Origin of the sequence: Kitasatospora sp. NPDC057692 (assembly GCF_042799475.1) — a bacterium.
Taxonomy (GTDB): Bacteria; Actinomycetota; Actinomycetes; order Streptomycetales; family Streptomycetaceae; genus Kitasatospora.
Map to the genome: position 1 here is coordinate 44809 of NZ_JBHVIV010000013.1, position 20990 is coordinate 65798.

Annotated in this window: 17 protein-coding genes and 1 riboswitch; of the genes, 5 read left to right on the forward strand and 12 right to left on the reverse strand. The window is 74.7% G+C overall.

Going from position 1 to position 20990, the window contains the following annotated elements:
• Position 1 precedes the first annotated feature (1 nt).
• A complete protein-coding gene (locus ACFVFS_RS10780) occupies positions 2 to 1081 on the reverse strand; it encodes a PhlD (protein ID WP_380622451.1) in 1080 nt (359 codons plus the stop codon).
• 142 nt (positions 1082 to 1223) lie between these two features.
• Here ACFVFS_RS10780 and ACFVFS_RS10785 point away from each other — a divergent pair, with 142 nt between their 5' ends.
• Positions 1224 to 1559, forward strand: a complete 336-nt coding sequence (locus ACFVFS_RS10785) for a hypothetical protein (RefSeq protein ID WP_380622453.1) — start codon at positions 1224 to 1226, stop codon at positions 1557 to 1559.
• 7 nt (positions 1560 to 1566) lie between these two features.
• On the opposite strand, the gene ACFVFS_RS10790 is transcribed toward ACFVFS_RS10785, so the two are convergent.
• From ACFVFS_RS10790 to ACFVFS_RS10815, 6 genes are all read right to left on the reverse strand, one after another.
• Positions 1567 to 2130 (reverse strand): EF-hand domain-containing protein, encoded by a 564-nt coding sequence (locus tag ACFVFS_RS10790; RefSeq protein WP_380622455.1) that lies wholly within the window; start codon positions 2128 to 2130, stop codon positions 1567 to 1569.
• Between the two features lie 137 nt (positions 2131 to 2267).
• The gene (locus tag ACFVFS_RS10795) at positions 2268 to 2801 is read right to left on the reverse strand and encodes a hypothetical protein (protein ID WP_380622457.1); all 534 of its coding nucleotides are present in this window, start codon (positions 2799 to 2801) and stop codon (positions 2268 to 2270) included.
• 115 nt (positions 2802 to 2916) lie between these two features.
• Positions 2917 to 4704, reverse strand: coding sequence for a dipeptide ABC transporter ATP-binding protein (locus ACFVFS_RS10800; protein ID WP_380622459.1), 1788 nt, complete (start codon positions 4702 to 4704; stop codon positions 2917 to 2919).
• 28 nt (positions 4705 to 4732) lie between these two features.
• Positions 4733 to 5725 carry an ABC transporter permease gene (locus ACFVFS_RS10805; RefSeq protein ID WP_380622461.1) on the reverse strand — a complete coding sequence of 331 codons (993 nt, stop codon included), beginning with the start codon at positions 5723 to 5725 and terminating at the stop codon, positions 4733 to 4735.
• Positions 5726 to 5823: 98 nt separating this feature from the next.
• The gene (locus ACFVFS_RS10810; RefSeq protein WP_380622463.1) at positions 5824 to 7578 is read right to left on the reverse strand and encodes an ABC transporter substrate-binding protein; all 1755 of its coding nucleotides are present in this window, start codon (positions 7576 to 7578) and stop codon (positions 5824 to 5826) included.
• A 109-nt stretch (positions 7579 to 7687) separates the two neighbouring features.
• On the reverse strand, positions 7688 to 8668 hold the full coding sequence (locus ACFVFS_RS10815) for an ABC transporter permease (RefSeq protein WP_380622465.1): 981 nt from the start codon (positions 8666 to 8668) through the stop codon (positions 7688 to 7690).
• A gap of 318 nt (positions 8669 to 8986) precedes the next feature.
• Positions 8987 to 9084, forward strand: a riboswitch (ZMP/ZTP riboswitch).
• Positions 9085 to 9105: 21 nt separating this feature from the next.
• Between ACFVFS_RS10815 and ACFVFS_RS10820 the strand changes: the two genes are divergently transcribed.
• On the forward strand, positions 9106 to 10563 hold the full coding sequence (locus ACFVFS_RS10820; protein ID WP_380622467.1) for a glycine hydroxymethyltransferase: 1458 nt from the start codon (positions 9106 to 9108) through the stop codon (positions 10561 to 10563).
• 174 nt (positions 10564 to 10737) lie between these two features.
• Here ACFVFS_RS10820 and ACFVFS_RS10825 read toward each other — a convergent pair whose 3' ends face one another.
• Positions 10738 to 12186: an aldehyde dehydrogenase family protein gene (locus ACFVFS_RS10825; protein ID WP_380622469.1), complete on the reverse strand. Its 1449-nt coding sequence runs from the start codon at positions 12184 to 12186 to the stop codon at positions 10738 to 10740.
• 719 nt (positions 12187 to 12905) lie between these two features.
• Here ACFVFS_RS10825 and ACFVFS_RS10830 point away from each other — a divergent pair.
• Positions 12906 to 13907, forward strand: a complete 1002-nt coding sequence (locus ACFVFS_RS10830; protein ID WP_380622471.1) for a class I SAM-dependent methyltransferase — start codon at positions 12906 to 12908, stop codon at positions 13905 to 13907.
• Here the strand turns inward: ACFVFS_RS10830 and ACFVFS_RS10835 are convergent.
• A complete protein-coding gene (locus ACFVFS_RS10835) occupies positions 13873 to 14280 on the reverse strand; it encodes a hypothetical protein (RefSeq protein ID WP_380622473.1) in 408 nt (135 codons plus the stop codon). The genes ACFVFS_RS10830 and ACFVFS_RS10835 overlap by 35 nt on opposite strands.
• 608 nt (positions 14281 to 14888) lie before the next feature.
• On the opposite strand from ACFVFS_RS10835, the gene lysA reads away from it, so the two are divergent.
• Both lysA and ACFVFS_RS10845 read left to right on the forward strand, forming a co-directional pair.
• Positions 14889 to 16286, forward strand: a complete 1398-nt coding sequence (gene lysA / locus ACFVFS_RS10840) for a diaminopimelate decarboxylase (protein WP_380622475.1) — start codon at positions 14889 to 14891, stop codon at positions 16284 to 16286.
• A gap of 209 nt (positions 16287 to 16495) precedes the next feature.
• Positions 16496 to 17431: a LysR family transcriptional regulator gene (locus ACFVFS_RS10845; RefSeq protein WP_380622477.1), complete on the forward strand. Its 936-nt coding sequence runs from the start codon at positions 16496 to 16498 to the stop codon at positions 17429 to 17431.
• A gap of 59 nt (positions 17432 to 17490) precedes the next feature.
• Here ACFVFS_RS10845 and ACFVFS_RS10850 read toward each other — a convergent pair whose 3' ends face one another.
• From ACFVFS_RS10850 to ACFVFS_RS10860, 3 genes are read right to left on the reverse strand one after another with little or no spacing between them, the layout of a single operon-like run.
• Positions 17491 to 18507: a serine hydrolase gene (locus tag ACFVFS_RS10850; protein WP_380622479.1), complete on the reverse strand. Its 1017-nt coding sequence runs from the start codon at positions 18505 to 18507 to the stop codon at positions 17491 to 17493.
• Positions 18504 to 20225 (reverse strand): amidohydrolase family protein, encoded by a 1722-nt coding sequence (locus tag ACFVFS_RS10855; RefSeq protein ID WP_380622481.1) that lies wholly within the window; start codon positions 20223 to 20225, stop codon positions 18504 to 18506. Before ACFVFS_RS10855 ends, ACFVFS_RS10850 begins: the two co-directional genes overlap by 4 nt.
• The gene (locus ACFVFS_RS10860) at positions 20225 to 20986 is read right to left on the reverse strand and encodes an amino acid ABC transporter ATP-binding protein (protein WP_380622600.1); all 762 of its coding nucleotides are present in this window, start codon (positions 20984 to 20986) and stop codon (positions 20225 to 20227) included. The genes ACFVFS_RS10855 and ACFVFS_RS10860 overlap by 1 nt, the downstream gene beginning before the upstream one ends.
• Positions 20987 to 20990 lie beyond the last annotated feature (4 nt).

The window sequence follows — 20990 nt, forward strand, 5'->3', positions numbered from 1 at the left end:
GTCAGGACCAGGTGGCGAGGAGGGTGCTCAGGGTGACGCCCGGGCCGAGGCCGAGGACCAGGCCGCGGGCGCCCGGGGGCGGGGGCGTGCGGTGGGTGCGGGCGAGGACGGAGAAGACCGTCGCGCCGCCCAGGTTGCCCTCCTCGGCCAGGACGTCCCGGGAGTGCCGCAGGAAGGCCGCGTCCACGTCGAGCAGCGCCCCGAGCCGCTCCAGGATCGCCGGGCCGCCCGGGTGCAGGACCCCGAAGTCCAGCGCCCGGCCGCCGTGCCGGTCCAGCCAGTCGAGCAGGGCCGGGCCGAGGTCGGTGACCGAGCGCAGCGACGCCCGGGTGGACGCGAAGTGGTCGCCGCGGTGGTCGGTCAGCTTGCGGTAGCGGTCGGTGGTGCGCGGGATGGTGTACTCGAAGCAGTCCTCCAGCCGCAGCCCGGGCGTGCGCCGCTCGGCGGTGACCACGGCGGCGGCCGCCGCGTCGCCCCACAGGCCCTTGTAGATCTGGTCCTCCACCGCGGTGCGGGTGTTCTGGTACATCGAGGAGAGCGACTCGGCGGCGACCACCAGCACCACGCCCGCCGGGTTCCAGGCCAGGAACCGCCGGGCCGCGATCAGCACGTGCGCGCCGCCCGCGCAGGCCAGTTGGCTCATCGGGAGGCGGCTGACGTCGGGCCGCAGGCCGAGGTTCTGCTGGAGGTGGACGTCCAGTCCGGGGACGGCGTCGCCGGTCGCGCTGGAGACGATCACGCAGTCCACCCGCTCCGGCGGCACCCCCGCGTCCGCCAGCGCCTCGGCGGCGGCGCGCCCGGCGGCGGCCAGCAGGTCGGCGAACGTGCTGGTCTTGCGCTCGGCGGCGGTCCGCTCGGGGGAGGCGACCGTCTCGTAGGGCCGGAAGTAGCGGCGGGTGCCGGGCAGGTTGCCCAGGGCCAGCCGGACGGTCTGGGCCTGGCGCGGCGGGTAGTCCGGGTTGCGGGCGAGGATGTCCTCCCGGATCCGCTCGGCCGTCACGGTGTGGGGGCCGAGGACGAGCGCCGGGCGGCTGACATGGGCGACGGGGGGCGTAGGGGGCGTGGGGGCGGTGCTGGGCATGCGGGCGGTTCCTTGCAGGCGGTGCGCGCCGGGCCCGGCCGGGCCCGGCGCGGCCACGCTACCCGCCGGCCCCGCCCCGCCCCCGGGCCGGGATCCGCGAAGCGCCTGCACCGGCCGGGATCATTCGAGTACCGTCCATCGGGTGCCGGGCCCGGCGGGGGAGCCGGGGCCGGGGAGGCTGGCGGTGGCGGCCGGGCTGATCGCCTGCGGCATCACCGCCTACAACATCGCCCAGGTCGGTCTCCGGCAGGCGGTGACCCCGGCGGCGCCGCAGGCCCGGATGAACGCCTCGGTGCGCTTCGTCATCTGGGGCACCCTGCCGCTCGGCGCGGCCGCCGGGGGCCTGCTCGGGTCGGCGGTCGGGCTGCGCCCGGCGCTCTGGGCGGTCGCCGCGGTGGCGCTGCTCTCCGTGCTGCCGCTGCTGCTGACCCGGGACATCCGCTCGCTGCGCGACTTCCCGGAAGGCGCCGGGGATTGACGGACCGTCAGGAAAGGTAGGGCGGCCGTCCGGCCCACCAGTGGCCGGGGGCCTCGGGGGCGCGGCTGGTCCAGAACTCGATGAGGCCGGAGACGAACTCCTCGGTGGAGAGGGTGCCGTCGCCGTCCAGGTCGAGCCGGCGGAACGCCTCGTCCGCGTCGTCGCGGGAGAGGGCGGCGAAGTGGCCGCGCTGGAAGACGAAGAACTCGCCCGCGTCCACCGTCCCGCTGCCGTCCACGTCGGCGACGGCCAGGAACGCCTCGGCGAGCGCCCCGAAGACGGTCCGCGCGGCCACCTGGTCGTCGGCGAGCGCGCGGGTCGAGGCGACGAACTGGCGGCGGCTGATCGCCGTGGTGCCGATCGGCAGGTGGGAGACGTGCAGGTCCCGCCAGATGGCGAGGTAGGCGGCGATGATCCGCTGCTCGGCGCCCGACCCCTCCCGGTGCCCCAGCGACCGGGCCACCGCGCGGCCCATCAGCACGTGGTCGTGCTCGGTCAGCAGGCCGTCCCCGTCGGCGTCGAGGTGGTCGAACCCGTGGTTGATCCTCGCGAGCAGCAGTTCCTCGGACACGTCTCCCCCGGCTGGTCGGTCCCGGCAAGCACAACAGAATCATTCACAACTCTCGGACGCAGCACGCTAACCCGCCGGGCACCGGGTGCGCAGCCGAAGCGGCGAAGTGGCGCCCGGCGGGATCCGCGGCCCGCCGTTCAGCCCGCGTTCCGGAGCGCCGCGTCCGCCAGTCGCTCGGCCAACTCGCCGATCGCCTCCTGGAGTTGCTCGTCGGCGATGCCGTTGGCGTAGCCCTGGAAGGCGAGGGCGGCCTGGGCCTGGACGGCCGGGGTGGCGTAACCGGGGTCGATCGGGAGCGGGCCGCCGGGCGGCCAGGGGAGCGGCCAGTGCCGGGGCCACGGGATCCGGCCGTGCGGGGTGCCGCACCAGTCGTCGCCCGCCTCGGTGAGGATCCGCCGGGCGTCGCCGTCGGAGACGCGGGCGGTGATGGCGGCGTTGGCCACGGCGCCGACGGTGCGGGCGACGGCCAGCCGCAGCACGGCGGCGACCGGCGGCAGCGGCTGCGGGTTCAGCCCGACCGCGTCGCCGCCGCCGTCGGCGCGGGCCGCGGGGCGGACGCCCGGGGCGGCGCCGTGGGCCGGCTCGTGGGGGATCAGGCCGTCCCAGGCCGAGGGATCGAGGCGGCCCACGAGCGAGACCAGGGTGACGGATCGGCGGACGAGCGTGGTCATCGGGTGACCCCTTCTCCGGGGGATGGCCGTGTGTGTGCGGCCGGTGACCGATCGTAGGCGGAGCGGTCGCGGAGAAGGGGGACCGACACCGGCGGCCGCCGCTCGGTGGGCGGGCTCAGTGGGCGGCGGCGAGCAGTTCCCGGGTGTACTCGGTGTGCGGGGCCGCGAAGAGCCGGTCGCGGTCGGTGGACTCGACCAGCCGGCCGTGGTGCATCACGGCGACGCGGTCGCAGAAGTGGCGCACCACCGCGAGGTCGTGGGAGACGAACAGGAAGGCGACGCCGAGGCGTTCGCGCAGCTCCATCAGCAGGTTGAGCACCTGGGCCTGGACCGAGACGTCCAGGGCGGAGACCGGTTCGTCGGCGATGATCAGCCGCGGTTCGGGGGCGAGCGCCCGGGCGATGCCGATCCGCTGGCGCTGGCCGCCGGAGAACTCGTGCGGGTAGCGGTCCAGGTGGGCGGCCGGCAGGCCGACCTGCTCCAGCAGCTCGGCGGAGCGCTCGCGCCGCTGCCCGGCGTCCAGCGCGGTGTGCAGCCGCAGCGGGGTGTCCAGGGTCTGGGCGACGGTGCGGCGCGGGTTGAGCGAGGCGTACGGGTCCTGGAAGACCAGCTGGACCTCCTTGGCGAGCCGCCGCCGCAGCGCCCGGTCGGGCCTGGTGGCGTCCACGCCGTCGTAGCGGACGGTGCCGGCGGTGGCGGGCTGCAGGCCGGCCAGGACCCGGGAGGTGGTGGACTTGCCGGAGCCGGACTCGCCGACCAGGCCGAGCGTCTCGCCGGGCGCGATGCGCAGGCTGACGCCCTCGACCGCCCGGACGGGCTGAGGCCGGCCGCGCCCCGGCAGCGGAAGGCCGCGGCGGCCGGGGAAGTGCACGGCGAGGTCCTCGACCTCGACCAGCCACGGGCCGGACCGGCCGGAGGCGGTCGGCGCGCCCCGGCCGGCGGCGGGCCCGGACGACCCGTACGCGGCGGGCCCGGACGACCCGGACGCGGCGGGCCCGGACGCGGCGGGCCGGGGCGCGGGCGACGGGTCGTCGACGGTCGGCAGCGGCGCGCCGGGCACGGAGTCCAGGGTGAGCGCCGCGCCCACCAGGGCCCTGGTGTAAGGCTCGCGGGGCGCGGCCAGCAGCGCGGCGGTCGGCGCGGTCTCCACCGGCCGGCCGCCGCGCAGGACGAGCGTGCGGTCCGTGGTCCCGGCGACCACCCCGAGGTCGTGGCTGACCAGCAGCACCGCGGTGCCGTGCTCGCGCTGCAGCTCGCCCAGCAGGTCCAGCACCTGGCGCTGGACGCGGGCGTCCAGCGCGGTGGTGGGCTCGTCGGCGATCAGCACGTCGGGGTCGTTCATCAGCGCCATCGCGATCATCACCCGCTGGCGCATGCCGCCGGAGAACTGGTGCGGGTAGTCGCGCACCCGGGCGGCCGGGATGCCGACCCGGTCGAGCATCTCCGCCGCCCGCCGGCGGGCCTCGGCGCGGCCCGCGTCGCGGTGGTGCAGCCGGTACATCTCGGCGAGCTGGGCGCCGACGCCGTGGAAGGGGCTGAGCGAGGTGAGCGCGTCCTGGAAGACCAGGGCCGCCCGGCCGCCGCGCACCCGCCGCAGCACGTCCTCCCCGGCGCCCACCAGCTCCTGCCCGGCCAGCCGGATCGAGCCGGTGACGGTGGTGGTGCGCGGGTCGTGCAGGCCGAGCACGGCGAGCCCGGTGGCGGACTTGCCGGAGCCGGACTCGCCGACCAGGCCCAGGACCTCGCCGCGGGCGAGGTCGAAGGAGAGGCCGCGCACGGCGGTGACGGGCGCCCCGCCGCGCGGGTCGGCGAAGGTGACGGACAGGTCCCGGACGCTGAGCGCCGGCGGCTGGGCGGGCGGCTGCGCCGACGGCTCGTCGGCGAGGACGGGGGAGGGGGTCATGGCGGCGGGCTCCAGAGGGGCGGGGCGGTCAGCTGAGGCGGATGCGCGGGTCGAGCCAGGCCACCACGAGGTCGGCCAGCGCGACGAACAGCACGACGAAGCAGGCGGCGACCAGGACGGCGCCGACCACGGCCGGCAGGTCCTGCCCCTCGACCGCCTCCAGGGCGAACCGGCCGACGCCGTTCAGCCCGAAGACCGTCTCGGTGATCACCGCGCCGCCGAGCAGCGCGCCCGCCTCCAGGCCGAGCAACTGCACCAGCGGCCCGGCCGCGCCGCGCGAGGTGTACTTCAGGTGCGCGCGCAGCCGGCCGAGGCCCTTGCCGCGGGCGGTGCGGACGTACTCCTCGTCCATCGTCTCCAGCAGCTGGGAGCGGGTGAGCCGGGCGAACACCGCGGAGTTGACGAAGCCGAGGACGATCCAGGGGAGCAGCATGCCGCCCGCCCAGGCGAGCGGGTCGGTGGCCGGCGGGGTGTAGGAGGGCAGCGGCAGCAGCCCGGTGGTGTAGACCAGCCCCCACTGGGCGACGTACCCGAGGAAGTAGATCTGCACGCTGGCGCCGATCAGGGTGAAGCCGGAGAGCAGCCGGTCGGTGCGGGTGCCGTGCCGCAGCGCGGCGACGAAGCCGGTGCCGAGCCCGAACAGGACCAGCACGGCCAGCGCGCCCGCCGCCAGCGAGGCGGTGACCGGCAGGTGGTCGGTCAGCGCCTCGGTGACCGGCTGGTGCAGCCGGTAGGAGTAGCCGAGGCAGGGTGCGTCGCAGTGGATCGTGGAGCCGTCGACGTCCTGGACGTCCCGGCCGGCGAGGATCCCGGCGAGGTAGTCGGTGTACTGGGTGAGCAGCGGCTGGTCCAGGCCCATGCTCGTGCGGACCGCCGCGACCTGGCCGGTGTCGCAGCGCGGGCCGCAGGCGGCCCGGGCGGGGTCGGCGGGGCCGGCGTAGAAGAGGGCGAAGGCGGCGGCGGAGACCGCGGCCAGGACGGCGAGCGCCTGGAGGATCCGCCGCAGGGCGAAGGAGAGCATGGTGGCCGGTCCGGTGTCGGGGGGCGTCGGGGCGGCGGCCCCGCCGCGCGCTCCTCGGGGGGAGGCGGGCGGCGGGACCGTCCGGGGACTTCGGGGTGTCAGGACTTCAGGTAGAGCCAGGCGAGGCTGACCGACCCGTAGATCGGGTGGATGAACGAGCCGCCGACGTTCGAGCCGTGCAGCTGGTCGACGTTCGGGTAGACCCACGGCAGCACCGGCAGGTCCTTCATCACCGTCTGCTCCAGGGCGTACAGCTCCTTGGCCTTGGCGTGCGGCTCGCCGATCTGGTTGATCCGGTCGATCTCCTTGTCCACCTCGGGGTTGCGGTAGCGGGCCGAGTTGAGGTCGGTGCCGGCGCGGCCGTCGAAGGAGAACGGGATCAGGGTGGAGGGCGTCGGCCAGTCGACCGAGGAGGTCTCCTCCCACAGGTCGTACGGGGAGTCGGCGCGGTGCGCCTCGTCCAGCAGGGCCTTGGGGTCGATCGGCTTGGGCACGACGGTGATGCCGGCCTTGGCGAAGCCGTCGACCAGCACCTGGGCGACCCGCTGGCCGCTCGGCGTGTTGGCGTAGGCGTAGGTGAGCGCGGCGGGCGGCTGCTTGGCCTTGGCCAGCGCGGCCTTGGCGGCCTCCGGGTCGCCCTCCGGCTTCGCCGGGTTCAGGTCGTACTTCTGCCAGTCGACCAGGGCCGGCGAGCTGAGGGTGCTCGCGAGGTCGCCGGCCCGGCTGCCGCCCTCGACCTGGCGGGCCTGCTGGCGCGGGTAGGCGAGGTTGAGGGCCTTGCGGACCTCGACGTCGTTCACCCGCTCGTTGTTGATCATGAGGTAGGTGACGAAGGCGCCCTGCCGGCCGGAGGTGACCAGCTCCTTGGCCTTCGGGTCGGTGTCCACCGTCTGGTACAGCTCGGGGGACAGCGGGGTGGAGACCGTGGTGGCGTTCGCGCCGCCGTCGCGCCCGGAGAGGATCTCCTGGTTGATGTTGAGCGCTTCCTTGCCGAAGGAGAAGACGAACTTCTCCGGGTACTGGTTGCGGATCGGGTCCGTCTCCGGCTTCCAGTTCGGGTTGCGCTCCAGCACCAGCCGGGTGTTCTGGACGTGCTCGACGATCCGGTACGGACCGGTGGCGAACGGCTGGCGGTCGTAGTCGGTGCCGGTGTCCTTGTCCTGGCGCACCGGCGAGGAGGAGGACTGCGCGGCCATGTACGGCACGTCGGCCTGCGGCTGCGGGAAGTGGAAGACGATGGTGCGCTCGTCCGGCGTCTCGATCGCGGCGAGGTCGCCGTCCTGCGGGCCGCCGTACTTCTTGCGGGCGTCGTCGTAGCTGGCCTCGCCGGTGAGCCACTGCGCCCAGTACGGCGGGCCGACCTCGTAGCCCTTGCCGAAGGAGCGCTCGATGCCGTACTTCACCTGCTGGGAGGTGATCGGCTGGCCGTCCTCCCAGGCCACGCCCGCCTTCAGCTTGTACGTCCAGGTGCGCCCGCCGTCGGTGGAGGTGCCGGTGTCGGTGGCGAGGTCGCCGACCAGCTTGGCCTTGCCGTCCACCACCTGGTACTGGGTCAGCTGGCGGCCCCAGAGCAGCGAGGTGTTGTAGGCGGCGCCCGCGTAGACCTTCTGCGGGTCGAGGTGGCGGAAGTCGGTGGCGTTGTAGACGTTCACCGTGCCGCCCTGGCGGGCGCCGGGGACGGCGGGGGCCGGCCCGGCGCTCTCCTGCTCGGTGCCGAGCGCGGCGGTCAGCGGCGAGGTGTCCTTGGCCGCACCGGGCCCGGCGGTGGAGGAGGTGGAGCCCGCGCCGGCCGAGCAGGACGTCGCCAGCAGGGCGGTCGCGACGACGGCGAGTGACGGTTTGATCCAGCGCATGGCGAAATCTCTCCTTGGCCCGGGAGCTCCGGGGTCGGGTCGGGTGAACTGCGGAAGGTGAAAGCCGAAAGGTGAAAGCCGAAAGGTGGGAGACGGGAGGCGGGCGGCCTCAGCACGCGGCGCGCGGGTCCAGGGCGTCCCGGACGGCGTCGCCGAGCAGGTTGAAGGCGAGCACGAACAGCAGCAGCGCGAGGCCGGGGAAGAACATGTACGTCGGGTCGGCCTGGAAGACCTCGGAGCCGCGGGAGATCATCCGGCCCCAGTCCGGGACCGGCTCGTTGACGCCCACGCCGAGGAAGGACAGCACCGCCTCGGAGGCGACGAAGGTCGGCACCGCCATGGTGGCGTGCACCAGCAGCTGCGCCCGGACATTCGGCAGGAGTTCACGGAAAACGATGTGGAATCCGCTCGCGCCCATCGCCCGGGCGGACTGCACGAAATCCCTTTCCCGGAGCGAGCGGACGGTGGCCCGCAGGGAAAGCGCGAGCGGAATCCAGCCGAACGCGGAGAAGACCAGGACGAGCACCAGGAACTGCATCCAGGCCGGTTCCGCGGTGCCCGGGTCGACCAGCCGGGACTGGATCACCGGGCTGAGCGCGAGCAGCAGGAGCAGCGTCGGAAAGGCCAGCAGGACGTTCGACAGGAAGCCGAAGAGCCGGTCGGTGATCCCGCCGAGGTAGCCCACCGCGACCCCGGCCAGCACCCCGAGGGTGGTGGTCACGGCGGCCGAGAGGAAGGCGATCAGCAGCGAGGTGCGGATGCCGTACAGCAGCTGGGTGAACACGTCCCGCCCGAGGCCGGGCTCCAGGCCGAACCAGAACTCCCCGGAGATGCCGCCGTTCGGCGCGATCGGCAGACCGCCGTCGCTGAGCAGACCGGGCGTGTTCTGGCCGTAGTGCTCGGTGGGGTTCTTGCCGTACAGCGCGGCGATCAGCGGGGCCGCCAGGGCGAGCAGCAGGAAGAACACCACGACGCCGAGCGCGACGGCCCCGGTGCGGTCGCGGCAGACGCGGCGCAGCAGGCTCTTCGGGGCGGGCACCGGCGACGGCGCCGGGGCGTCCGGTGCTGCGACTTGTTCGACCACTGCCATGAGAGGCGTACTCCCCGAATTCTGTGCCGCCCCGTGGGTGAGGGTGCGTCGACGTGCATTTACGGCCGGCCGTTCCCGGGGGTTTCCCGGAAGGCCGACGGGCGTCATCAGATCGGATGCCGAGGAGTTTCCGCAAATCATTCCGAAGGCCCCCGCGGAGTGGTTCGGGTGCTTTGTTTCGGGCATCGTGACGGCTTCATTCCGCCGCAATACTCCTGTAGCAGTAGAACGGACATATCGGGGCGAAGGGAGTGTCATGTCCGCCGCCGTCCCGCATGGTGAGATCTCCACCACAGGCCGCCCGGCATTGGTACGATTCCGGCGGGCCGCGACTGGCGCGCACGGATGGAATCGACCATCGGGAAGCGGCCCCGTGCCGATTCACGACGCAGTTGCCGAGCGCCTGGGCCTCCCGACCTCCGCACCAGGAGACCGCCATGGCCCCGCAGCCGCACACGGCCGCCACCCCCGCCGCCAACACCGCCTTCCGCTCCGCCCTCGACGTGGTCCGCGAGGTCGAGCCGCGGATCGCCGCCGCCATCGGCCAGGAGATCGACGACCAGCGCGCCTCCCTCAAGCTCATCGCCAGCGAGAACTACGCCTCCCCGGCCGTGCTGCTCGCCATGGGCAACTGGCTCAGCGACAAGTACGCCGAGGGCACCGCCGGCCGCCGCTTCTACGCCGGCTGCCGCAACGTCGACACCGTCGAGACCATCGCCGCCGAGCACGCCCGCGCCCTGTTCGGCGCCGACCACGCCTACGTCCAGCCGCACTCCGGCATCGACGCCAACCTCACCGCCTTCTGGGCCGTCCTCTCCCAGCGCGTCGAGAGCCCCGCCCTGGAGCGCGCCAAGGTCCGCAACGTCAACGACCTCACCGAGCAGGACTGGGCGCGGCTGCGCCAGGAGCTGGGCAACCAGCGGATGCTCGGCATGTCCCTGGACACCGGCGGCCACCTCACCCACGGCTTCCGCCCCAACATCTCCGGCAAGATGTTCGACCAGCGCAGCTACGGCACCGACCCGGCCACCGGCCTGATCGACTACGCCGAGCTGCGCGCCACCGCCCGCGAGTTCCGCCCGCTGATCCTGGTGGCCGGCTACTCCGCCTACCCGCGGCTGGTGGACTTCGCCAAGATGCGCGAGATCGCCGACGAGGTCGGCGCCACCCTGATGGTCGACATGGCGCACTTCGCCGGCCTGGTCGCGGGCAAGGTGCTGACCGGCGACTTCGACCCGGTGCCGCACGCCGACATCGTCACCACGACCACCCACAAGTCGCTGCGCGGCCCGCGCGGCGGCGCGGTGCTCTGCACCTCCGAGCTCGCCGAGCACGTCGACCGCGGCTGCCCGCTGGTGCTCGGCGGCCCGCTCTCGCACGTCATGGCCGCCAAGGCGGTCGCCTTCGCGGAGGCCCGCCGCCCCGAGTTCCGCGACTACGCCCGGCAGGTCGTCGACAACGCGCAGGCGCTCGCCGAGGGCCTGCTGCGCCGCGGCGGCACTCTCGTCACCGGCGGCACCGACAACCACCTGGTGCTCGCCGACGTCTCCGGGTACGGCCTGACCGGCCGCCAGGCCGAGGCCGCGCTGCTCGACTCCGGCGTCGTCACCAACCGCAACTCCGTCCCGCAGGACCCGAACGGCGCCTGGTACACCTCCGGCGTGCGGATCGGCACCCCGGCGCTCACCACCCGCGGCCTCGGCACCGCCGAGATGGACGAGATCGCCGCCCTCATCGACACCGTGCTGCGCGCCACCGCCCCGGCGGCCACCGCCTCCGGCGCCCCGTCCAAGGCCCAGTACACCCTGGACCCGGCGGTCGCCGAGGGCGTCGCCAAGCGCGCCGCCGACCTGCTCGCCGGCTTCCCGCTCTACCCGGGCGTCGACCTGGTCTGACGCGCCGCGTCCCGCCGTCGTTCCTCCGCCGTCCTCCCCGTTCCGCCGCCCGTTCCGCCGCCCGGTCGGATCGCTCCGGTCGGGCGGCGGGGTCGGGCGACGGCGGGGCCGGGCGGCTGGGCGGGCCGGGCCGGTACTGCACCCCTGGTGCCGCCGGTACTACTGGTGGTGCCGCTAGTACTGCAGCGACTTGGGCTGCAGGAACTCCTCCAGGCCGTGCCGACCCAGCTCGCGGCCGAGGCCGGAGTTCTTGTAACCGCCGAACGGTGCCAGGGGGTTGAAGCGCCCGCCGTTGAGGTCGATCTGCCCGGCGTCCAGCCGGTGGGCGAAGCGGGCGGCGGCGTCGGTGTCGGCCGCCCAGACCCCGGCGGCCAGGCCGTACTCGGTGGCGTTGGCCAGCTCGGCGGCGTGGTCCTCGTCCTCGTACGCCAGGACGGCCAGCACCGGCCCGAACACCTCCTCCCGGGCCACCGCCATGTCGGGGGTGACGTCGGCGAGCACGGTCGGGCGGACGTAGAAGCCGGTGGCGAGGCCGTCCGGGGCCTCGGTGCCGCCGGTCACCAGGCGCGCGCCCTCGGCGAGCGCGCCGTTGATGTGCTCGCGCACCCGCTCGCGCTGGCGGGCGTTGACCAGCGGGCCGATCCGGGTCGCCGGGTCCGCCGGATCGCCCGGGACGTACTTGGCGGCCGCCTTCGCGGCGAGCTCCACCGCCTCGTCGTACTGGTCGCGGTGGACCAGCAGCCTGGTCCAGGCGCTGCAGGTCTGGCCGGCGTTGGTGAACACGTTGGCGACGTTGACGTTCACCGCGCGCGCCAGGTCGGCGCCCGGCAGCACCACGTTGGCGGACTTGCCGCCCAGCTCCAGCGACACCCGCTTGATGTCGCGCCCGGCGGTCTCGGCCACGGTCCGCCCGACCGCCGTCGAACCGGTGAACGACACCACGTCCACGTCCGGGTGGGCGGCCAGTGCCGCGCCCGCCTCCGCGCCGGTCCCGGTCACCAGGTTGAACACCCCGGCGGGGAAGCCCGCCGCGTCGACCAGCCGGGCGAACAGCCGGGCCACCAGCGGGGTGTCCTCGGCCGGTTTGAGGACCACCGGACAGCCGGCCGCCAGCGCGGGCACCACCTTGGCGGTGATCTGGTGCAGCGGGTAGTTCCACGGCGTGATCGCCGCGACCACCCCGGCGGGCTCGGCGTGCACCACCGAGTTGCCGATCCGCTCCTCGAACGGGTACCCGGCCAGCAGCTCCAGGTACGACTCGGTGATCGTCAGCGGCAGCGTGGCCTGCACGGCGGTGGCGAAGGCGATCGGCGCGCCCAGCTCGGCCGACACGGTGGCGGCGATCTCCTCCTGGTGCGCGGCCAGGCCGTCCCGCAGCCGGGTCAGCGGCGCCAGCCGCTCGGCGGCGGTGGTCGCGCCCCAGCCGCGGGCCGCCCGGCGGGCCGCGGCGACGGCGGCGTCGACGTCCGCCGCGCCACCGGCCGGGACGGTGGCGAGCAGGCGCTCGGTCGCCGGGTCCAGTACCGGGATCGACCCCTGGTCGAGGGCGGGCCGCCAGGCGCCGTCGATGTACTGGTCCGTGTACTCGGCGTACCCCTCGGCCCGCTCCGTGTCGTCCGCCATGCGCTGCCCCTTCACGTGGAATCCGCTGCTCGCGGTGCCCTTGCGGCCCGTCGTAGGGCCGGCCCCGGACCAGTCATACGGTGCGCGCCCCGGGGGACGCAAGGCCCGACCCGCCCCGCGCGCCGACGTGCTACCGGGGCGCCGCCGGAGCGCCATCGGGGCGCGCACCGGCTCGTGTGCGCGGCGAGCCGCCCGACACCCAGGGCGGCGCGCCGCTCGTCCGCCGCCGCCACTGCCGCCACTGCCGCCACCGTGCGGCCCTCGGCGGCCATCCGGAGCAACGCGCCCAGGCCGGGCCCGTGGCCGCCGGCGGTCCTGCTCCCCGTCCTCCCCGTCCTCCCCGTCCGTCCGGCCGCCCCGGGCGGGCCGGCCGGACCACGGGAGGCGGCTCCGGACAGGTGAAGATCGTTTCCCGTGGCGACGGCAAACCGGCTGGTCCGGCGGCAGCGTCGACGGCCGTGTCGACGACCCGGCCGCCGTTCGGAGCAGCCCGCGGTCAAGTCCGCCCACAACCGTGCCGGGCGGCGACACTCTTCCCGCCGACTTTCACCGACTTCGCCCAAGTCCGCTCGGCGGCGCGTGGATTGCGGCGAACCCGGGCACTTCGGACTACCGTTGGCCGCAGGTCAGGTTCTGTTCACGTGCCCGCGGCGGCCCCCTGCCCCTCCCGGCCCGAAGATCCTGCCCATGGTCGTTCGTACCGACTTAGGAGCCGCCCCGTGACCGACGCCGCACTCAGTGCCGACCCTCAGCAGCCGGCGGAACCGGCGGTGCTCGACGACGTCCCCGGCTGGTTCTGGGAGCACGACCGCCACCTCTTCGACTGGTTCCTCGGCCGCCAGGAGAAGGCCGGCCTCTCCGGCGACCTCCTGGAGATGGGCGCCTACCTGGGCCGCAGCGCGATCGTCATCGGGGAGCACCTCCAGGCGGGTGAGACCTTCACGGTCTGCGACCTCTTCGACTCGGACGCCCCGGACGACGACAACGCCGCCGAGATGGACATGTCCTACCGCAGGACGCTGACCCGCACCGCCTTCGAGACCAACTACCTCGCCTTCCACGACCGGCTGCCGGAGATCGTCCAGGACTCCACCGAGGTCCTGGCCGGCGACCGCATCCCGCCCGGCGCCTTCCGGTTCATCCACATCGACGCCTCGCACCTCTTCGAGCACGTGGCCGGCGACCTCCAGGTGGCCCGCACCGCGCTCGCCCCGGAGGGCGTCGTGGTCCTGGACGACTACCGCTCCGCCCACACCCCGGGCGTCGCCGCCGCCACCTGGGAGGCGGTGTTCGCCCACGGCCTGCGGCCCATCGTGCTCACCGACACCAAGTTCTACGCCACCTGGGGCGACCCGGAACCCGCCCAGCTCGACCTGCTGGCCCGCCGCGGCACCCTGCCGCACTGCGACATGACCAACGAGATGATCGCCGACCACCGGGTCGTCCGGATCGGCGGCAGCGCCGAGGGGACCGAACCGTTCCGGGTCTCCCGCCACCACGCCCGGCTGACCGTCGAAGCCGAACGCCGCGACCTCGCCCGGGCCGCCGAGGAATCCCTGCGCGGCGCGGAGCGCGAGCGCGACGAGGCCCTCCGCGACCTCGCCGCCCGCCGCGCCCGCGCCGCCGAGCACCGCCGCCCGGCCAACGTCGCCAAACGCGCGGTCCGCGACCTCCTCCCACCCGTCCTCACCTCCGCCCTCCGCCGAGCCCGCCGCGGCTGACGGCCCCGGCACCGCCGCGGCGGGCTCTCCGTGGTGTTGGTGGGCGTCGGGTTGTCCGGGCCCGCTGCCCCGGTGGGACAGCGGGCCCGGTACTACCCCCTGCCAGTGCCTCAAGGGCGCTGGCAGGGTGAGCCGGAAACTGGCCAGGCGTCAGGTGCGGCTTCAGGGCCTGGACGAGGTCGCCCAGGGGAGTGCCGCCCAGGTCGTCCGGCTCGTCGTACTCCTGGGCCACCCGCGTCCAGCCGTCCCAGTTGTCGCCGACCAGCACCTCGTGGTCGGTCTTCTTCCGGGCCGTCTTCAGGGTGTTGTGGGCGGCCCGGTAGAGGTAGCCGGCCGGGTTGGTCATGGGAGGCAGACGGCCTTCGAAGGCCATGGTGACCATCGTGGCCAGTGCCTCGCAGACCGCGTCCTCGGCGTCCTGCTGTGATGGACTGTCAGTTCAATTCGCGGGCCCTTCACTTGAGCCATGCGTCGGTGCCCCGCAACGTGCCCCGAACCTTCCGGCCGAGGTCTGACCCAGGCCCGCCATCGGCGCCGATGGCGGGCCTGGGCGACCAGTCCACCGGGCCGTTCGGATCGGTCGCCTCCTGGACCTTCTCGACCGTCTTGGGGGTCGTGACGGCACCAGCCTCGGGTGGTGCCGTCGTGTGGGGTGCTGTCGGTTGTGGCCCTGTCCCGACTGCTGTTGTCTCCAGCGCCAGCCCGGTCCGGCACAGCTGATGGCCTACCGGGCTGTGCCCGGCCCAGCTCGGCGGGTCGTTGCAGAGGGTGGCCGACCCGGCTGCGCCCGCTCACTGCGCCGCGGACTCTCCGCTGTCGAGGTGCGAGGTCGGCGGGCCCCGGCGCTGTGGTCGTGCCGGTCGCTGCCGACCGTTTCGGGAGCATCGAAAGCGGTACTGCTGAGGGTCGGAAGAATGCGCTTTTCCGACCCCTCCCGCCGGGCCGAGGATGGCAGGCGAACCAGCCCGCCGGGAGGAATCCGTGTCGTCTGTCTCGCCCGCCGCCCAGTCGCCCGCCGACGCCCGTCCCGTGGCCGAGCCGCCCGTCGGCGCGGGGTTGCTGCCGCTCACCGCCGAGGCGGGCCCCGGGGGGCTCGCCGTCGGCGGGGTGCCGCTGACGGAGCTCGCCCGCCGGTTCGGCACTCCGCTCTTCGTCTACGACGAGGAGCACCTTCGCCGCCGCTGCCGGGAGGCCGTCGCCGCCTTCGGCCCGGGCAACGTCGCCTACGCCTCGAAGGCGTTCCTCTGCACCGCGATGGCCCGGCTCGCCGCGGAGGAGGGCCTGCTGCTCGACGTCGCCTCCGGCGGCGAGCTGCGCACCGCCCTGCACGCCGGGGTCTCCCCGGAGCGGATCGTGCTGCACGGCAACAACAAGAGCGAGGCCGAACTGCGGACCGCGCTCACCGTCGGGCTGCGGCACGTCGTGGTCGACAGCTTCGACGAGCTGGACCGGATCGAGCGACTGGTCGCGGAGGAGGGCCTGCCGCCGGCCCGGGTCCAGCTGCGGGTGGCGCCGGGGGTGGCGGCGGGCGCCCATGAGGCGATCCGCACCGGCGGGCACGACTCCAAGTTCGGCTTCGGCCTGGCCGACGGCGCCGCCGAGGCCGCCGTCCGGCGGGCCGCCGCGTCGTCGGCCGTCCGGCTGGAGGGCGTGCACGCGCACGTCGGCTCACAGGTGCTGGACCCGGCCGAACTCGCCGACGGCGCCGCCGCCGTGGCGCGGTTCGCGGTGGACTCCGGGGTGGCCCGGCTGACGGTGGGCGGCGGACTCGGCGTGGCGTACCTGGCGGGCCAGAGCGCGCCGTCCTTCGCGGTGTGGGCCGAGCGGGTCCGGGCGGCCGTCCGCGGGGCCGGCTGGGCCGGGGAGTTCGGCGTCGAGCCGGGGCGTTCGATCACCGCCAGAGCCGGGCTGACCCTCTACCGGGTGGGCACGGTCAAGCGGATCGCCGGCGTCCGGACGTACGTGAGCGTCGACGGCGGGATGAGCGACAACCTCCGTCCCGCCCTGTACGGCGCGCGCTACGAGGCGTTCCTGCCGCGCTGCCCGCAGGAACCCCGACCGCTGCGCGCCCGCCTGGTCGGCAAGCACTGCGAGAGCGGGGACGTCATCATCGACGACGCCGCCCTCCCGGCCGACCTGCGGATCGGCGACGTGCTCGCCACCCCGGTCACCGGTGCGTACGGGTACGCGATGGCGTCGAACTACAACAAGCTGCCGCGTCCGGCCGTGGTCTTCGTCCGGGACGGCGACGCCCGGGTGGTGGTGCGCCGGGAGACCGAGGAGGACCTGCTCCGACTGGACGTCGGCCCCGACGCCGACGGGTCGGCCGAAGCGCTCGGACGGGTCCCGGGCGCCTGGCGCCAGACCGCCGACGCGTGACTGTCGACCGCTGAGCGCTGAGCGCTGAGCCCGCCGAATATGTAGACCGGTCTACCTCCTGCGCCTCCCCCTGAGCAAATAGGTAGACCGGTCTACTTCTTTCCCGCACTGAATATGCAGACCGGTCTACTGAATCGAGAAGAACCGACCGACCGGTCTACAGAGTCGTCCTCCGTCCCTGACCAGCCACGATGACCTACCCTGGCCCGATGCTGAACAGCGCCCGTCTGCTCGTCCTGTTGGAGATCGCCCGCCGCGGCACCATCGTGGCCGCGGCGCAGGCGCTGCACCTGAGCCCGTCCGCCGTCTCCCACCAGCTCGCCCGCCTGGAACAGGAACTGGGCGTCGCCCTGGTCGAGCGTCAGCCCCAGTCCCTGCGGCTGACCCCGGCGGGCGTCCGGCTGGCCGAGCACGCCCAGGCGATCGCCGACCTCATGGCCGTCGCCCAGGACGACCTGCGCGCCCACTCCGAGGGCACCGCGGGCGTGCTGCGCCTGGGCTTCTTCGCCTCGGCCGGCCTCGACCTGCTGCCCCGCGCGCTCACCGCCTTCTCGGCCCGGCACCCGCAGGTCGAACTGGAGCTCATCATGGGCCAGCCCCACGAACTGCTCCCCGACCTCGAAGCCGGCCGCCTGGACGCCGCGGTGGTCTTCGAGCACCCGCTCGACCCGTGGATCCGGCAGGCCGGCCGCCAGGGCGTGGCCGAGGTCGAACTCTACTTCGACGAGCCGCAGTTGGTGATCGTTCCGCTGCGCCATCGGCTCGGTCGGCGCACGCTGGTCCGGCTCGCCGAACTCGACGGTGAGAGCTGGATCGGCACCCACGGCGGTTCCACCGGCGAACCGGTGCTGGAACGCGCCTGTGCCGCCGAGGGGTTCCGTCCCCGGGTGCGCTGCCGCAGCGACCACTACCAGGTGACGATCAACCTCGCCCGGGCCGGTATGGGCGTCGCCCTGATCCCGGCCCTCGGCCTGGCCGACAGCGCCGGTGTCCACGTCTGCCGTCTGGACCACCCGCAGCTGCACCGCCGGATCGGCGTGGCCACCCGGGCCACCAACCGCAACCCCGCCGTCCGCGCCTTCCTCACCGAACTGCGGGCGGCCGCCGGGGAGGTCCGGTCCCTGCTCGAACTGCAGTGGTCCTGACCTCCCCGGCGGCCGCCCGCCGCTCACCCTCCGACGCCCGCTCACCCTCCGACGCCCGCTCAGCCGCCCGACTGCCGCAGTAGCGCGCACGTGGCCGGCTCGCCGCGCAGCGCGCCCGTCGCGAGCGCTCGCCCGACCTCGCGGATGGCGTGCACCGCCGCCCGCTCCGTGCTCGGCCCGAGTGCCACGTCCCAGTGCGCGATCACCGCGTACGCCACCCGCCGGGTGCCGATCAGCACCCCCGCGTCGGCCCGCACCCCGGTGTCGGTCCCGGTCTTGTTGGCGACCAGTAGTCCGCCGGGCAGCGGATCGGGGAAGCACTCCGCGTACGGGTCGTGCTGGACGAGCGCCGGGACCAGCCCGTGGTCGGTGTTGGAACGCATCCACTCCAGCAGCCGCGCCGACGCGCCGGGCGTGACCAGGTCGCCCCGGACGGCCAGCGCGACCAGCCGCGCGAGGTCCCGGGCCGTCCCGGTGGCGAACACCGGCGGCACACCGGGCCCGCGGACGTCCCGGACCCGGTCGTGCAGGGTGAGCCGCTCCAGCCCGAGCTGCCGGGCGAGCCGCTCGGTGGCGGGCAGGCCGACCGTGCGCAGCAGCGCGTTGGTGGCGGTGTTGTCGCTGACCGAGGCGGTCAGCCAGGCCAGGTCCTCGACCGTCCAGCCGCACGCGCCCCCGCGCGCGAGCCGCCGCAGCAGCCCGGTGCCCCCGGCCACGTCCTCGTCCTCGATCGGCACCACCGCGTCCGCCCGCAGCTCCCCGGCGTCCAGCCGCCGCGCGACCTCGGCGAGCAGCAGCAGCTTGGACGCGCTGGCGACCGGCAGCACCACCGTGTCGTCCACCCCGACCGCACTCCCACCGGCCCCGTCGACCCCGTCGACCCCGTCGGCCCTCGCGCCCCCGCCCGTGCCTTCGCGGGCGAGCGCCCCAGCCCCAGCCCCGGCCTCAGCTCCCGCCCCCGTCCCAGTCCCCGCCTCAGCCTCGGCCTCCGCGTCCACATCCACCGCCGCGACCGCCAGGGTCAACGGCAGTGCGGCCGCCGACCGTGCGGCGGCCGCCACCTGCGCCAGGATCATCGGACCCGTACCACCTCTCCGGCCCGGGCACCCGTGGGCCGCCCGTCGCGCACCGCGACCTGCCCGGCGACCACCACGGCCGCCACCCCCCGCGGCGGCAGCAGCGGCCGCTCGAAGGTGGCCGCGTCCAGGACGGCGCCCGGGTCCAGGACCACCAGGTCCGCCACCGCGCCGTCGCGGACCACCCCGCGCCCGGCGAGCCGGAAGCGCGCCGCCGGCAGCCCGGTCATCTTGTGCACCGCGCTCTCCAGCGGCAGCAGCCCCTCGTCCCGGCCGTAGTGGCCGAGGACCCGGGCGAAGCTGCCCGCCCAGCGCGGGTGCGGCCGCCCGGGCTTGGGCACACCGTCCGAGCCGATCATCGACAGCGGACTGGCCAGCACCCGGCGGACGTCGTCCTCGCGCATCGAGTGGCTGATGATGGTCACCTCTCCCTGCGAGTCGAGTAGTAGGTCGCACACGTAGTCGACCGGGTCGGCGCCGCTCGCGGCGGCCAGGTCGGCGATCCGGTGGCCCTCCGCCGCGCGGCGGGCCGGGGCGGCGGCGACCGCGATGAGGTCCCAGCCGCCGTTGCCGACGGTGTTCTCCCAGCCGTCGACGCCGCCCGCGATGTCCGCCCGGATCCGCGCGCGCACCTCCGGGCGGCGCAGCCGCTCCAGCAGCGCACCGACCCCGCCCTCACTGGTCCACGGCGGCAGCATCGCGTGCAGCACCGTACTGCCCGCGGTGTAGGGGTACACGTCGCACAGCACGTCGAGGCCGTCCGCCCGGGCCTGTTCGAGCCGGGGGAGGGTCCGCAGGGTGGCGCCCCAGGCGTGCCGGCCGGCCGTCTTGTGGTGGGAGACCTGGAGCGGTGCGCCGGAGCGTTCGGCGATCTCCAGCGCCTCCTCCAGGGCCTTCTCCACCTGGGACATCTCGTCCCGCAGATGGGTGACGTACGGCTTGCCGTGCCGGGCCGCGACGCGGGCGAGCGCGACGATCTCGTCGGTGTCGGCGTACGTGCCGGGCGGGTAGATCAGACCGGTGGAGAACCCGGCCGCGCCCTGGGTGAGGGCGCGGTCGAGCAGTTCGCACATCGCGGCCAGCTCGTCCGGGCGGGGCGGGCGGTCGGCGAAGCCCATCACCCCGGCCCGCAGCGTGCCGTGGCCGACCAGCGAGGCGAGGTGGTTGCGGCGCAGCTCGGGCCGCTGGGCGGCGGCGAAGGCGGTGAAGTCCTCGGCCGGGCGGACCGGGCCGATGCCGAAGGTGACCCGCAGGTGCTCGGCCAGCTCCGGCAGCCGCTCGGGCAGGCAGGGGAAGAGGCTGCTGCCGCAGTTTCCGCTGATCTCGGTGGTCACGCCCTGGAGGAGCGGGGCGAGCCGCAGCTCCTCCAGGGCGTCCCACGCGGTGTCCGCGTCGTCGACACCCGCGCCCGCACCACCCGCACCAGTCGCACCACCCGCACCACCCGCGCGACCCGGACCGCCGACGGCGGCCAGCGCGTCCGAGTGCGTGTGCACGTCGATGAACCCGGGGGTGACGACCAGCCCGGTCGCGTCGATGACCGGCACCGAACGACCGGCGGCGTCACCCGCCCCGCCCGCACCCGCCCCGCCCACGTCCGCGCCGGGCGGCAGCACGGTGACCCGCCCGCCCGCCACCGCGAGGTCGGCGGGCCGCGCCGGCGCCCCGGTGCCGTCCACCAGCAGTCCGCCGCGCACCAGGAGTTCCACGGCCGCCATCACAGCACCGTCGCCAGGAAGGCCCGGGTGCGCTCGTGGCGCGGGGCGGTGAACACCTCGTCCGGGTGCCCGGCCTCGACGACCGCGCCCTGGTCCATGAAGACGACCCGGTCGGCGACCTCGCGCGCGAACCCCATCTCATGGGTGACGACGATCATCGTCATCCCGCTGCGGGCGAGGTCGCGCATCACGCCCAGCACCTCCCCGACGAGCTCGGGGTCGAGCGCCGACGTGGGCTCGTCGAAGAGCATCAGGGTCGGCTCCATGGCCAGTGCCCGGGCGATCGCCACCCGCTGCTGCTGGCCGCCGGAGAGCTGGCCGGGGTAGTGGTCGGCGCGGTCGGCGAGGCCGACCCGGTTCAGCAGCTCGCGGGCCTGCCGCTCGGCCTCGGCCCGGCCGCGGCCCTGGACGGCGACCGGTCCCTCCATCACGTTCTGCACCGCCGTGCGGTGCGGGAACAGGTGGAACCGCTGGAACACCATGCCGATCCGCTCGCGCTGGCGCTGGATGTCCTTGGGCCGCCGCTCGCGCACCGTGGTGCCGCCGGAGCCGGCCGGCTCGTAGCCGATCAGCTCGCCGTTGACGGCGATCCGCCCGGCGTCGACCTTCTCCAGGTGGTTGAAGCAGCGCAGCAGGGTGGACTTGCCCGAGCCCGAGGGCCCGATCACGCAGAGCACCTCCCCGCTCCGCACCTCCAGGTCGATCCCGCGCAGTACCTCCAGCTCGCCGAATCGTTTCCGCACGCCGCGCGCCGAGAGGATCACC

Excerpts from the sequence above, each read along its gene's own strand:
- ACFVFS_RS10780 (WP_380622451.1), bottom strand. The coding sequence starts at position 1,081 with ATGCCCAGCACCGCCCCCACGCCCCCTACGCCCCCCGTCGCCCATGTC.
- ACFVFS_RS10795 (WP_380622457.1), bottom strand. The coding sequence starts at position 2,801 with ATGACCACGCTCGTCCGCCGATCCGTCACCCTGGTCTCGCTCGTGGGC.
- ACFVFS_RS10800 (WP_380622459.1), bottom strand. The coding sequence starts at position 4,704 with ATGACCCCCTCCCCCGTCCTCGCCGACGAGCCGTCGGCGCAGCCGCCC.
- ACFVFS_RS10805 (WP_380622461.1), bottom strand. The coding sequence starts at position 5,725 with ATGCTCTCCTTCGCCCTGCGGCGGATCCTCCAGGCGCTCGCCGTCCTG.
- ACFVFS_RS10810 (WP_380622463.1), bottom strand. The coding sequence starts at position 7,578 with ATGCGCTGGATCAAACCGTCACTCGCCGTCGTCGCGACCGCCCTGCTG.
- ACFVFS_RS10815 (WP_380622465.1), bottom strand. The coding sequence starts at position 8,668 with ATGGCAGTGGTCGAACAAGTCGCAGCACCGGACGCCCCGGCGCCGTCG.
- ACFVFS_RS10820 (WP_380622467.1), top strand. The coding sequence starts at position 9,106 with ATGGCCCCGCAGCCGCACACGGCCGCCACCCCCGCCGCCAACACCGCC.
- ACFVFS_RS10825 (WP_380622469.1), bottom strand. The coding sequence starts at position 12,186 with ATGGCGGACGACACGGAGCGGGCCGAGGGGTACGCCGAGTACACGGAC.
- ACFVFS_RS10835 (WP_380622473.1), bottom strand. The coding sequence starts at position 14,280 with ATGGCCTTCGAAGGCCGTCTGCCTCCCATGACCAACCCGGCCGGCTAC.
- ACFVFS_RS10845 (WP_380622477.1), top strand. The coding sequence starts at position 16,496 with ATGCTGAACAGCGCCCGTCTGCTCGTCCTGTTGGAGATCGCCCGCCGC.
- ACFVFS_RS10850 (WP_380622479.1), bottom strand. The coding sequence starts at position 18,507 with ATGATCCTGGCGCAGGTGGCGGCCGCCGCACGGTCGGCGGCCGCACTG.
- ACFVFS_RS10855 (WP_380622481.1), bottom strand. The coding sequence starts at position 20,225 with ATGGCGGCCGTGGAACTCCTGGTGCGCGGCGGACTGCTGGTGGACGGC.